This is a genomic window from Bacillus sp. VA15, from assembly GCF_055721145.1.
In genome coordinates, this window is the sequence record NZ_JBVQPQ010000001.1 from 166219 (window position 1) to 179114 (window position 12896).

15 protein-coding genes and 1 other annotated feature are annotated in these 12896 nt (G+C 44.4%); of the genes, 13 read left to right on the top strand and 2 right to left on the bottom strand.

Annotated elements, in window-relative coordinates; all coding sequences use genetic code 11:
• Positions 1-11: 11 nt before the first annotated feature.
• The 4 genes from lytS (at position 12) to lrgB (ending at position 3786) form a co-directional block, all read left to right on the top strand.
• Positions 12-1793: a two-component system sensor histidine kinase LytS gene (gene lytS / locus AC0DBE_RS00795; RefSeq protein WP_461845645.1), complete on the top strand. Its 1782-nt coding sequence runs from the start codon at positions 12-14 to the stop codon at positions 1791-1793.
• Positions 1771-2496 carry a two-component system response regulator LytT gene (gene lytT, locus AC0DBE_RS00800; protein ID WP_014114733.1) on the top strand — a complete coding sequence of 242 codons (726 nt, stop codon included), beginning with the start codon at positions 1771-1773 and terminating at the stop codon, positions 2494-2496. Before lytS ends, lytT begins: the two co-directional genes overlap by 23 nt.
• 133 nt (positions 2497-2629) lie before the next feature.
• The gene (gene lrgA, locus AC0DBE_RS00805; RefSeq protein ID WP_472960757.1) at positions 2630-3070 is read left to right on the top strand and encodes an antiholin-like murein hydrolase modulator LrgA; all 441 of its coding nucleotides are present in this window, start codon (positions 2630-2632) and stop codon (positions 3068-3070) included.
• Between the two features lie 20 nt (positions 3071-3090).
• Positions 3091-3786, top strand: a complete 696-nt coding sequence (gene lrgB / locus AC0DBE_RS00810; RefSeq protein WP_014114731.1) for an antiholin-like protein LrgB — start codon at positions 3091-3093, stop codon at positions 3784-3786.
• Between the two features lie 31 nt (positions 3787-3817).
• Here lrgB and AC0DBE_RS00815 read toward each other — a convergent pair whose 3' ends face one another.
• Entirely contained in the window at positions 3818-4486 is a 669-nt protein-coding gene (locus AC0DBE_RS00815) for a hypothetical protein (protein WP_472960758.1), read from the bottom strand.
• Positions 4487-4588: 102 nt separating this feature from the next.
• Here AC0DBE_RS00815 and AC0DBE_RS00820 point away from each other — a divergent pair, with 102 nt between their 5' ends.
• The 5 genes from AC0DBE_RS00820 to AC0DBE_RS00840 all read left to right on the top strand — a co-directional run bounded on the left by AC0DBE_RS00820 (position 4589) and on the right by AC0DBE_RS00840 (position 6577).
• Complete coding sequence (locus AC0DBE_RS00820; protein ID WP_014114729.1) at positions 4589-4741, top strand: hypothetical protein; 153 nt, start codon at positions 4589-4591, stop codon at positions 4739-4741.
• Positions 4742-4937: 196 nt separating this feature from the next.
• Positions 4938-5068, top strand: a sequence feature (ribosomal protein L20 leader region).
• Between the two features lie 58 nt (positions 5069-5126).
• Entirely contained in the window at positions 5127-5648 is a 522-nt protein-coding gene (gene infC, locus AC0DBE_RS00825) for a translation initiation factor IF-3 (RefSeq protein ID WP_010886591.1), read from the top strand.
• Positions 5649-5660: 12 nt separating this feature from the next.
• Positions 5661-5861 (top strand): 50S ribosomal protein L35, encoded by a 201-nt coding sequence (gene rpmI, locus AC0DBE_RS00830; RefSeq protein ID WP_003222418.1) that lies wholly within the window; start codon positions 5661-5663, stop codon positions 5859-5861.
• A 31-nt stretch (positions 5862-5892) separates the two neighbouring features.
• Positions 5893-6252, top strand: a complete 360-nt coding sequence (gene rplT / locus AC0DBE_RS00835; protein WP_014114727.1) for a 50S ribosomal protein L20 — start codon at positions 5893-5895, stop codon at positions 6250-6252.
• Between the two features lie 55 nt (positions 6253-6307).
• Positions 6308-6577 (top strand): DUF1294 domain-containing protein, encoded by a 270-nt coding sequence (locus tag AC0DBE_RS00840; RefSeq protein ID WP_003222422.1) that lies wholly within the window; start codon positions 6308-6310, stop codon positions 6575-6577.
• A gap of 16 nt (positions 6578-6593) precedes the next feature.
• On the opposite strand, the gene ysdB is transcribed toward AC0DBE_RS00840, so the two are convergent.
• Positions 6594-6986 carry a sigma W pathway protein YsdB gene (ysdB, locus tag AC0DBE_RS00845; protein ID WP_003222423.1) on the bottom strand — a complete coding sequence of 131 codons (393 nt, stop codon included), beginning with the start codon at positions 6984-6986 and terminating at the stop codon, positions 6594-6596.
• A gap of 183 nt (positions 6987-7169) precedes the next feature.
• Here ysdB and AC0DBE_RS00850 point away from each other — a divergent pair, with 183 nt between their 5' ends.
• The 4 genes from AC0DBE_RS00850 (at position 7170) to araB (ending at position 12887) form a co-directional block, all read left to right on the top strand.
• On the top strand, positions 7170-8255 hold the full coding sequence (locus AC0DBE_RS00850; RefSeq protein WP_472960759.1) for a M42 family metallopeptidase: 1086 nt from the start codon (positions 7170-7172) through the stop codon (positions 8253-8255).
• 153 nt (positions 8256-8408) lie between these two features.
• A complete protein-coding gene (locus AC0DBE_RS00855; protein ID WP_061186797.1) occupies positions 8409-9377 on the top strand; it encodes a glycoside hydrolase family 43 protein in 969 nt (322 codons plus the stop codon).
• Positions 9378-9695: 318 nt separating this feature from the next.
• The gene (gene araA / locus AC0DBE_RS00860) at positions 9696-11186 is read left to right on the top strand and encodes an L-arabinose isomerase (protein WP_014114723.1); all 1491 of its coding nucleotides are present in this window, start codon (positions 9696-9698) and stop codon (positions 11184-11186) included.
• Between the two features lie 15 nt (positions 11187-11201).
• On the top strand, positions 11202-12887 hold the full coding sequence (gene araB / locus AC0DBE_RS00865; RefSeq protein ID WP_472960760.1) for a ribulokinase: 1686 nt from the start codon (positions 11202-11204) through the stop codon (positions 12885-12887).
• Positions 12888-12896: the final 9 nt, after the last annotated feature.

The window sequence follows — 12896 nt, forward strand, 5'->3', positions numbered from 1 at the left end:
AGGTGACATGCATGATTCATTTAATGATTATGATGCTTGAGAGGGTAGGGATTATCGTTATATTGGGCTTCATTCTCGCCCATACGAAGCTTTTCAGACAAGCTTTGCAAAATCAGGACGGCTATAAAGGAAAAGTGGTTTTAATCTCTATTTTTTCTCTCTTTAGTATCATCAGCAATTATACAGGCATCGAAATTCAAAAAAATATGATTGTAAACAATGACTGGGTGTTTGCGATAGATCCGACGGGCTCTATCGCGAATACCCGTATTTTGGGCGTGGAAATCGGAGGCCTTCTCGGAGGTCCGTTTGTAGGAGCGGGGATCGGTATACTGGCAGGCCTGCACCGTTTTTCGCTCGGCGGCAGCACGGCCTTAAGCTGTGCGGTATCATCCGTTTTAGCGGGTGTTCTTGCAGGCTTGATCGGCAGGTATTTTACGAAGCGGTACCGAATGCCGACACCGCGTATCGCCGCTCTTGTGGGAATCGGCATGGAGTCACTGCAGATGGTGATTATTTTGCTGATGGCGAAGCCATTCAGTGACGCTTGGGAGCTTGTCAGCATGATCGGGATTCCGATGATACTCATCAACGGAACAGGCAGTTTTATTTTCCTGTCGATTATTCAAGCGATCATCCGCAAGGAAGAGCAGGCAAGGGCGCTTGAAACGCACAGAGTGCTGACAATTGCTGACCAGACGCTTCCTTTTTTTCGCCAAGGTCTAAATGAAAACTCCTGTAAAAGTGTGGCGGCTATTATCCATAAGCTGACCGGAACAGATGCGGTGTCTCTCACTGACAATGAGAAGATCCTTGCGCATGTCGGCGCGGGAATGGATCACCACATTCCATCAAAAAGCTTGATCACCGGCCTGTCCAAAAAGGTGATAAAAACAGGGCAAATCATGAAGGCGATTTCCCAGGAAGAGATTGAATGCACGCATTCTGAATGTCCTTTGCATGCGGCGATTGTCCTGCCGCTGACATCAAACGGCAATACAATCGGCACTTTAAAAATGTATTTTAAAAACCCGGCTGGCCTGAGCCAAGTAGAGGAGGAGCTTGCTGAGGGGCTGGCCATGCTGTTTTCGACACAGCTTGAGCTTGGGGAAGCAGAGCTGCAAAGCAAGCTTCTCAAGGATGCTGAAATCAAAGCGCTTCAAGCACAGGTGAATCCGCATTTTTTATTTAATGCGATCAATACGATTTCTGCGTTATGCCGCACGGATGTTGAAAAAACACGTAAGCTCTTATTGCAGCTCAGTGTTTATTTTCGTTCAAACCTTCAAGGAGCGAGACAGCTGCTGATTCCGCTCTCAAAGGAGCTGAACCACCTCCACGCCTATTTATCATTAGAACAGGCGCGTTTTCCCGGGAAATATAAGATTGAGCTGAATATCGACAGCAGGCTGGAACAGATTGAAATCCCTCCGTTTGTTTTACAGGTGCTTGTGGAAAACGCGCTTCGTCATGCGTTTCCGAAAAAACAAGACATGTGCAAAGTTACGGTCTGTGTCTTATCTGATGATACATTCGTCTATATGAAGGTGACGGATAACGGACGGGGAATTCCGCCGGACATCCTGCCGGAGCTGGGAAAGAAACCGTTTCCGTCTAAGGAGGGAACCGGTACAGCGCTTTATAACCTGAATCAGCGGCTGGTCGGTTTATTCGGACAGCAAGCCGCACTGAATATCAGGAGTGAGGTTCAGAAAGGGACAGAGGTTTCCTTTCGAGTGCCAATGCAACAGATGAAAGAGGGAGAAGAACATGCTCAGGGTGTTAATAGTTGATGATGAGATGCTGGCAAGGGATGAACTGGCTTACTTGCTCAAGCGGACCAATGAGGAAATAGAAATCAATGAAGCGGAAAATATCGAATCTGCTTTTGACCAAATGATGGATCAAAAACCTGATTTGCTGTTTTTAGACGTTGATTTATCCGGAGAAAACGGTTTTGATATCGCAAAGCGATTGAAAAAAATGAAGCATCCTCCTGCTGTTGTATTTGCGACAGCGTATGACCAATATGCGCTCAAAGCGTTTGAGGTGGACGCTCTTGATTATTTAACTAAGCCTTTCGATGAGGAAAGAATTCAGCAAACGCTGAAAAAATATAAAAAAGTAAATCGGGATATCGTTGAAATAGAACAGAACAGCCATGCCGGCCAGCATAAACTCGCGCTATCTGTCGGAGAATCAATTGTAATCATAGATACGAAGGACATTATCTATGCTGGGACGGAAGATGGTCATGTCAATGTAAAAACCTTCGATACATCTTATTCGGTCAGCGATACGCTCGTTGTGATTGAGAAAAAGCTGCCTGATGCTGACTTTATCCGCGTCCATCGAAGCTTTGTCGTCAATACCGAATATATTAAAGAAATTCAGCCGTGGTTTAATTCAACGTACAATCTGATCATGAAAGACGGATCAAAAATACCGGTCAGCCGGACATATGCAAAGGAATTGAAAAAGCTGCTCCATATTTGATGGGCGGCTTTTTGCATTTCAGCCATTTGATTCTGCAACTCAGTCCCGCTATTCGGCATGTTATCTTGTAAGCGCTTCATAACAGGGGATTCTTATTTATAATGAGGGTACCAAAGAGAAAGAGGTGAAGAAAATGAGTGCTAAAAAAGTGTACGGGTTTTTAACACAAGCATTTATTTTTGCCGTCATTATGCTGGTTTCGAATATGATTGCAACTATTGTCCCAATACCTATCCCGGCATCGGTTGTAGGGTTGGTCTTATTATTTCTTCTATTATGTTTGAAAGTCATTAAATTGGAACAAGTAGAAACGCTCGGAACGTCTTTAACCTCTCTGATCGGGTTTTTATTTGTCCCGTCAGGTATATCTGTTATGAATTCGCTAGGTGTGATGCAGCAATACGGTCTGCAAATTGTTCTTGTCATTCTGCTCGCAACGATCATTTTGCTAGGGGCTACAGGATTGTTTTCTCAGCTGATTCTTTCGCTGAGCGGAAAACGCAAATCCGCAGCGGACATGAAAACAAAAACAGTGCAAAGCCCGCAGAACAATAAAGAACTCGTTCACCATTAAGGAAACAGGAGGTTCATCAGATGGAAAGCACAATGAGTCCTTATTTCGGAATTGTCGTATCACTTGCTGCATTCGGCATCGGCACCTTTTTATTTAAGAAAACGAAAGGCTTCTTCCTTTTCACTCCTTTGTTTGTTGCCATGGTGCTTGGGATCGCATTTTTAAAAATTGGCGGTTTTTCCTATGCGGACTATCATAACGGGGGAGAAATCATTAAGTTTTTCCTTGAACCGGCGACGATCGCTTTTGCAATTCCTCTTTACAAACAAAGAGATAAGCTGAAAAAATACTGGTGGCAAATCATGTCCTCCATTATTGTCGGCTCTATCTGCTCTGTCACGATTGTTTATTTGCTCGCAAAAGGTATTCACCTTGATGCGGCAGTGATGAAAAGCATGCTTCCGCAGGCGGCTACAACGGCAATTGCGCTTCCTCTATCAAAAGACATTGGAGGCATCAGCGACATCACTGCCTTTGCGGTCATCTTTAACGCTGTAATTGTTTATGCGCTCGGAGCATTGTTCTTGAAGGTGTTTAAAGTAAAGAATCCCATTTCTAAAGGATTGGCTCTCGGAACGTCCGGACATGCACTCGGTGTAGCCGTCGGGATCGAGATGGGAGAAGTCGAAGCTGCGATGGCAAGTATTGCGGTTGTCGTAGTAGGAGTGGTAACGGTTCTTGTCATTCCTGTGTTCGTGCAGCTGATCGGAGGATAAGCCAAGGCTGAAAGCCTTGGCTTTTTCTATTTTATGGTGCGTCTTCGGGGTCGATATATCCTTGTTTAATGCCCCATTCCACTTGATCGTCATGCCACTTTTTTCGTTCTTCATAACCATAACCATCGTCATCAGGAAGCTCTGAAGCTGGCTGTTGAATGGTATCATCTGTCTGTTTCGAGGAAGATGGTGCATGTTGGCTATTAGATGAGGGTGCTTCGGTCTGCTGCCGTTGTGCTTGCGATTGCCGCTTTTTTTCAGCATTCTCTTCCTGCTCTTTTTGGATTGCTGCCTGTCTCTGTCTTTCAAGCTCAGCTTGTCTTTCAGCTTCCGCTAATCGCTGTCTCTCTGCTGCCGCCTGCCGCTCTGCCAATCGCTGTCTCTCAGCTTCTTCCTCCTGCTGTTTCTTTCGTTTCGCCTCTTGCTCTTTTTCACGTTTTTTTGCGGCCTCGATTTGTCTTTGTTTCTCTGCTTCTTCTTTTGCTTTCAGCTTTCCTAATTCAGCAGCGAGCGGACTTTCAAACTTCATTTCCAATGAAACGGGTTTTAGTTTTTTCAGCTCTTTCTCCAGTTCCTTTTGGTTAAATGCTACGGCTGTCTTAACCGTTTCAGCTTTTGGTTCGGAAGATGTGCTGCTGCTATTCGAGCAACCGGTTACTATCAATGTGAAAAATAAAGCAAGCTGTATCAGTTTGTTCATGTGTCAGACTCCCTTCTGCTTCCTATATCGGTTAGGGATTAACTTTACTTTACATTTTTTCCTGTCAGTGGTTTCATGATAAACTGTGAAATAAGGAGAAGGATGGGGGAGACTATTGATTCTTCATATAACAGAATCAGGGTACACTATCCTCGGCGCATGGTCTTTATTCATGGCGGGGGTGTCAGCGGCTGGATGTGGGAAGAGCAAATCAGCTATTTTCAGCCTATCCGGGGATCGGCCACCGCTGGCTGAACCGATGTTATTCAACAGAACACTTGATGCGTGGCTAAGCCGTTCAGAAACTTTACATTCTGGATGAGGATGAAAGATTTTCTTTTTCTCTCTTGCGCTCATAGAAAACCCATGTTACAATGTAAAAGTTGTTCCGGATAAGTCGTCCTTGACTAAAGATCCGGTATTGTGTAGAATAGTTATTGAATTGAATATAAATCACAAGCAGAAGCACCCGCTTCTCACCTGATTGACACATGCATGTAGTTGGCAGGTTGACCGTACATTTTTATTGATACAGATGTTCGTAGTGTGGGTGTTTTATAATGCCCACACTTTTTGTTTGCCTGCAGAATGCAGTCAAAATGAGTTGTGAATCAATTCGAAGAAACTATGGAGGTGGCTCATTATTAGCAAAGATCAATTGGTTAATGAGGGTATCCGTGCACGTGAGGTCCGTTTGATCGGACAAAATGGCGACCAGCTTGGAATCAAGTCCCGTCAGGAAGCACTTGAAATCGCCGGCCGCGCAAATCTTGACCTTGTGTTAGTTGCAGCGAATGCAAAACCGCCTGTCTGCCGAATCATGGACTACGGTAAGTTCCGATTTGAGCAGCAGAAAAAGGAAAAAGAAGCACGCAAGAATCAAAAAATCATTAACTTAAAAGAAGTTCGGTTAAGTCCGACAATCGATGAGCATGACTTTAACACGAAATTGCGCAATGCGATTAAATTCCTTGAAAAAGGCGATAAAGTGAAAGCTTCTATCCGCTTTAAAGGACGCGCAATCACTCATAAAGAAATCGGTCAGCGTGTGTTAGACCGTTTTTCTGAAGCATGTGCTGAGGTTGCGACTGTCGAAACAAAACCAAAAATGGACGGCCGCAGCATGTTCTTAATGCTCGCGCCGAAAAACGAAAAGCAATAAGGAGGAAATCCCATGCCAAAAATGAAAACTCACCGCGGATCTGCTAAACGTTTTAAAAAGACAGGTTCTGGGAAGTTAAAACGTTCTCACGCGTATACAAGTCACTTATTCGCTAACAAATCTCAAAAGCAAAAGCGTAAGCTTCGCAAGAGTGCTGTTGTAAGTGCAGGAGACTTCAAACGTATCAAACAAATGCTTGCTAACATCAAGTAATCGGATAAGGAACAATTAGGAGGGAAATTTAATGCCAAGAGTAAAAGGCGGAACTGTTGCGCGTAAGCGTCGTAAAAAGGTTCTTAAATTAGCAAAAGGTTATTTCGGTTCAAAACATACATTATACAAAGTAGCTAACCAGCAGGTCATGAAATCTGGAAACTATGCTTTCCGTGACCGTCGTCAGAAAAAACGTGATTTCCGTAAACTTTGGATCACTCGTATCAATGCAGCTGCTCGCATGAACGGTCTTTCTTACAGCCGTTTAATGCACGGTCTTAAGCTTTCTGGTATCGAAGTAAACCGTAAAATGCTTGCTGATCTTGCTGTAAACGATCTTACTGCATTCAATCAGCTTGCTGATGCTGCTAAAGCTCAATTAAACAAGTAATCATATAGAGCCGCTCTCCAGCAGAGCGGCTTTTTTATATAAAGGATGAGGCCACATGGTTATTGCTGTCTATTTGGTGCTGATTAATCTATGCGGTTTTTGGGTGATGGGCGTTGACAAACGAAAAGCGCAGCAGCACAAATGGAGAATTTCTGAAGAACGGCTGTGGCTGATAGCGATCGTGTTTGGAGCGCTCGGTGTCTGGCTTGGCATGCAAACCTTCAGACATAAAACGAAACACACGTCTTTTAAGTACGGAGTGCCACTTCTTTTGGTCATTGAAGCGATCTTGATCGGCATTTATTACAGCCCGTTTGATTTATAAAAAGCAGAAAAGCGTTTTAACGCTCTTCTGCTTTTTTTGCGAGTTTAATGGGCTGGTCCCAGTCAATCTTACAATTCGGATAGCGTTCCAGCACTTTTTCTTCAATGTTCTCAAAATCTTTTGCAGAGAAATGTTTCAGCTTCTCAGGAGATTCTGTCCAGACAAAGATGGTGTGGATAAACAGCGGATGGTCCTTGGAAGGAATATGCTTTTCTCCTTCAAAAAGCACGCCTTTATACGTCAGCTGAAAGTTCTTTCGGGTATTGTTCTGTTCATCAATAATATAAAAATGTTCTTTTGATTGGGCCAGCTTGAGCCTTCTCTTTGGATTCGCGACATATTTGACTGCGGCATAAATACAATAAGCAAAAAGTGCAAGCAATATAATCCTTAAAACCATGACAAACATTGTGTGAAGGCACCTCCCTTATTGTGATGATCTGATGTAATACGAAGAGCATAGAAAAAGGTTTCACTTTTTTAAAAAGAAAGTTCTAAAAACATATACCCGATTTTCAAGTGAAATAGTCGTATGGTTAGCGCCAGGTTTTGTATAATAAGAAGGCAGGACTGATGAAGGAGGTTTTGAAACATGGCAAAATTAGATGAAACATTGACCATGCTGAAAGATTTAACAGATGCAAAAGGCATACCGGGCAATGAGAGAGAAGTAAGGCAAGTGATGAAATCATACATAGAACCATTTGCTGATGAGGTGACAACAGATCGGCTGGGCAGTTTAATTGCCAAAAAAACAGGTGTGCAAAACGGCCCGAAAATTATGATCGCCGGGCATTTGGACGAAGTCGGCTTTATGGTGACACAAATCACCGATAAAGGCTTTATCCGTTTTCAAACCGTTGGGGGCTGGTGGTCTCAGGTTATGCTGGCCCAGCGTGTCACCATCGTGACAAAAAAAGGCGAAATTACAGGGGTAATCGGCTCCAAGCCGCCGCATATTTTATCTCCTGAAGCGAGAAAAAAATCAGTGGAAATAAAAGACATGTTTATTGATATTGGAGCTTCAAGCCGAGAAGAAGCCTTGGAATGGGGTGTAATCCCGGGAGATATGATCGTACCTCATTTTGAATTTACGGTCATGCACAATGAAAAATTCTTACTGGCGAAGGCCTGGGACAACCGCATCGGCTGTGCGATTGCAATTGATGTGTTAAGAAACTTACAAAATACAGATCATCCAAACATTGTGTATGGTGTCGGAACCGTGCAGGAGGAAGTTGGCCTGAGGGGAGCGAAAACGGCTGCGCACACCATTCAGCCTGATATTGCGTTTGGTGTTGATGTAGGAATAGCAGGAGACACGCCTGGCATTTCCGAGAAGGAAGCGCAAAGCAAAATGGGTAAAGGCCCGCAGATTATCGTTTACGATGCATCCATGGTCTCTCATAAAGGCTTGCGCGATGTAGTTGTCGCTACCGCAGAGGAAGCAGGCATTCCGTACCAGTTTGATGCCATCGCCGGCGGCGGAACAGATTCGGGAGCCATCCATTTGACGGCAAATGGCGTTCCTGCGCTCTCTATTACCATTGCAACCCGCTACATTCATACGCACGCGGCCATGCTGCACCGTGATGATTATGAAAACGCGGTCAAATTAATTACAGAAGTGATTAAGAAATTAGACCGAAAGACAGTTGACCAAATCACATATGAATAAAAACCATCAGAATCCGCTATAAAAGGCGGATTCTATTTTTTGTCTGTACAAATTCAATAAGCAACTCTACAATAAGGATATATATAGAAAATTTGTGCTAGTCTGGATGATAGACAAGTTTTCTATATTCCAAAAAAGGGGGATTTGATGAATATGAAAAAGAAAGCGTTTTCTGGATTATTGCGTTTTTCTTGTGCAGCTTTAACAGCTGGTGCTGTAATGTTGTCCGCTTTACCGGCATCAGCGGCTTTTTGGGGGGCATCGAACGAGCTTCTGCATGATCCGACAATGGCAAAAGAAGGGAATACTTGGTATGCTTTTGGGACAGGTCTTGCTGAGGAAAACGGATTACGTGTTCTAAAAGCGGACAGTAACGGAGTATGGAGGGTTCAAAAGTCAATTTTCACTAGTCCTTTATCTTGGTGGAAGCAATATGTGCCTAATTACGAACGAAACCAATGGGCACCGGATGTGACATACTACAACGGAAAGTACTGGCTTTACTATTCAGTTTCTTCATTTGGCAGCAATACCTCTTTAATTGGGCTTGCTTCAACTACAAGTCTCAGTTCGGGCAGCTGGAAGGATGAGGGACTTGTTACTCGGTCGACAAGTGCCAATAATTACAATGCCATTGATCCTGAATTAACTATTGATAAAGATGGAAACCCTTGGCTAGCATTTGGTTCATTTTGGAGTGGCATTAAATTAACAAAATTAAATAAAGATACAATGAAACCCACCGGTTCATTATATTCAATAGCAGCCAGACCAAATAACGGCGGCGCTCTGGAAGCCCCTACATTAACATACAATAATGGCTACTATTACTTAATGGTTTCATTCGATAAATGCTGTCAAGGCGTAAATAGTACGTACAAAATTGCTTACGGCAGATCAAAAAATATTACAGGTCCTTATGTAGACAGAAACGGTAGAAGCATGATGGACGGAGGAGGTACAATTCTTGATGCCGGCAATGAACAGTGGAAAGGGCCGGGCGGACAGGATATCGTAAACGGGAACATACTCGTGCGTCATGCTTATGATGCAAAAGACAACGGCACTCCAAAGATGTTAATCAATGATTTGAATTGGAGCTCAGGCTGGCCGTCTTATTAAGAGAAAGCTTAATCATGCACATCTTATCATCTTTGTTTAGCCCTGATACATCAGGGCTTTTTCTAATGGAAAAACGAATCGGAAGATTGATTGACAGAGCAATCGTAGTTCTTAAGAACACGTTTTTTTACCTGAAAACCTAGTAACGAATCATTTCTTTTTGTAAAAGAATACAAAAATGATTGACAGTAAATAAACCTACTAATATAATAAAGTTGTTCGTACAAATTAATTGAAAATAGTTTATTTTTTGTTATTAGTCCGTATCTGTTTGGGTAATTGAAAGCGTTTTACTATAGGGAGAAAGGGGCAGTTTACATGCTTCAGACAAAGGATTATGAATTCTGGTTTGTAACAGGAAGCCAGCACCTATACGGAGAAGAGACTCTGGAACTGGTCGATCAGCATGCGAAAAGCATTTGTGAGGGGCTTAGCGGGGTTTCTTCTAGATATAAAATCACTCACAAGCCTGTCGTCACTTCATCGGAAACCATCAGACAACTGTTAAGAGAAGCGGAGTACAGTGAGACATGCGCGGGCATCATTACCTGGATGCACACATTTTCTCCCGCGAAAATGTGGATAGAAGGCCTTTCTTCTTATCAAAAACCGCTTATGCATCTGCATACTCAATATAATCGCGATATTCCGTGGGGTACGATTGACATGGATTTTATGAACAGCAACCAATCCGCACATGGCGATCGTGAGTATGGTTACATCAACTCGAGAATGGGGCTGAGCCGAAAAGTCGTTGCCGGTTACTGGGATGATGAAGAAGTGAAGAAAGAGATTTCACAGTGGATGGATACGGCGGCTGCATTAAATGAAAGCCGACATATTAAGGTTGCCAGATTCGGAGATAACATGCGTCACGTCGCGGTAACGGACGGAGACAAGGTGGGGGCGCATATTCAATTTGGCTGGCAAGTTGACGGATATGGCATCGGAGACCTTGTTGAAGTGATGAACCGAATTACGGACGACGAGGTTGACACGCTTTATGCGGAGTATGACAGGCTTTATGTCATCAGCGAGGAAACAAAACGCGACGAAGCAAAGGTAGCGTCGATTAAAGAACAGGCGAAAATTGAACTTGGCTTAACCACATTCCTTGAACAAGGCGGATACTCAGCTTTTACGACATCGTTTGAAGTGCTGCACGGAATGAAACAGCTGCCGGGACTTGCTGTTCAGCGCCTGATGGAGAAAGGCTACGGGTTCGCAGGTGAAGGAGATTGGAAGACAGCGGCTCTTGTACGGATGATGAAAATCATGTCTCAAGGAAAAAGAACGTCCTTCATGGAAGATTATACGTATCATTTTGAACCGGGAAATGAAATGATTCTGGGTTCACATATGCTTGAAGTGTGTCCGACTGTCGCTTTGGATCAGCCGAAAATTGAGGTTCATCCGCTTTCTATCGGCGGAAAAGAGGACCCTGCACGTTTTGTATTTAACGGCATCAGCGGTTCAGCCATTCAAGCAAGCCTTGTTGATATTGGTGGGCGTTTCCGTCTTGTTTTGAATGAGGTCAACGGACAGGAAATTGAAAAAGACATGCCGAATCTGCCGGTGGCCCGTGTTCTCTGGAAGCCGGAGCCGTCATTGAAAACAGCGGCGGAGGCATGGATTTTAGCCGGCGGCGCACACCACACCTGCTTGTCTTATGAACTGACAGTAGAGCAAATGCTCGATTGGGCGGAAATGGCGGGGATCGAAAGTGTTCTCATTTCCCGTGATACGACAATTCACAAGCTGAAACACGAATTAAAATGGAACGAGGCGCTTTACCGGCTTCAAAAGTAGAGAGGGGGATGTCACTTGGCTTACACAATAGGGGTTGATTTTGGAACTTTATCAGGAAGAGCGGTGCTCGTTCATGTCGAAACAGGGGAGGAACTGGCGTCTGCTGTGAAAGAATACAGGCATGCGGTCATTGATACCGTGCTTCCAAAAACGGGTCATAAGCTGCCGCGGGACTGGGCGCTGCAGGATCCGGCTGATTACCTTGAAGTCTTGGAAACAACCATTCCGTCTTTACTCGACCAGACGGACGTTGAACCGAAAGACATTATCGGGATCGGTATTGATTTTACGGCTTGTACGATCCTGCCAGTTGACAGTACAGGGCAGCCGTTATGCATGTTGCCGGAATATGAAGAGGAGCCGCACAGCTATGTGAAGCTCTGGAAGCATCATGCGGCCCAAAAGCATGCTGATCGGCTCAATCATATCGCGGAAGAAGAAGGAGAAGCTTTTTTACAGCGGTACGGTGGAAAAATTTCATCAGAATGGATGATTCCGAAGGTCATGCAGATTGCCGAAGAAGCGCCTCACATTTATGAAGCGGCTGACCGGATTATCGAGGCTGCAGACTGGATCGTGTACCAGCTGTGCGGCTCGCTTAAGCGAAGCAACTGTACTGCAGGGTATAAAGCAATTTGGAGTGAAAAAGCGGGGTATCCGTCAGAAGATTTCTTTGGCAAATTAAATCCTTTAATGAAAACGATTACAAATGACAAATTAGCGGGTTCTATTCATTCAGTAGGGGAAAAAGCCGGCGGACTGACTGAAAAAATGGCACAGCTTACAGGCCTTCTTCCAGGTACGGCTGTTGCGGTTGCCAATGTTGATGCTCATGTTTCCGTGCCAGCGGTCGGCATCACAGAGCCAGGAAAAATGCTGATGATTATGGGAACTTCAACGTGCCATGTTCTTCTGGGCGAAGAGGTACATATCGTGCCGGGTATGTGCGGTGTCGTGGACAACGGAATTCTCCCGGGCTACGCGGGATATGAAGCCGGGCAGTCCTGTGTTGGCGATCATTTTGACTGGTTTGTAAAAACATGTGTCCCGCAAGCGTATCGAGAGGAAGCAGAGGAAAAAAACATTGGCGTTCATGAGCTGCTGAGTGAGAAGGCAAACCTTCAAGCGCCAGGTGAAAGCGGCCTGCTTGCTTTAGATTGGTGGAATGGAAACCGTTCAACCCTTGTTGATGCTGATTTAACTGGGATGCTGCTTGGCATGACGCTGCTGACGAAGCCTGAAGAGATGTATAGAGCATTAGTTGAAGCGACGGCTTACGGAACCCGGATGATTATCGAAACGTTCAAAGAAAGCGGGGTTCCGATTGAGGAGCTGTACGCAGCTGGCGGAATTGCTGAGAAAAACCCGTTTGTCATGCAAATTTATGCGGATGTGACAAACATGGACATTAAAATCTCTGGTTCCCCGCAAGCCCCTGCCTTAGGATCTGCCATTTTCGGCGCGCTTGCTGCCGGTAAAGAAAACGGCGGATACGACGACATCAAAGAGGCAGCGGCGCACATGGGAAAACTGAAAGATATTTCTTATACGCCAAACGCCGAAAACGCTGCGGTGTATGAAAAATTGTACGCTGAATATAAAGAGCTTGTTCACTACTTCGGAAAAGAAAACCATGTCATGAAACGTCTGAAAACAATTAAAAATCTTCAATTTTCATCTGCCGCCAAAAAGAATTCATAAAGGGTGATG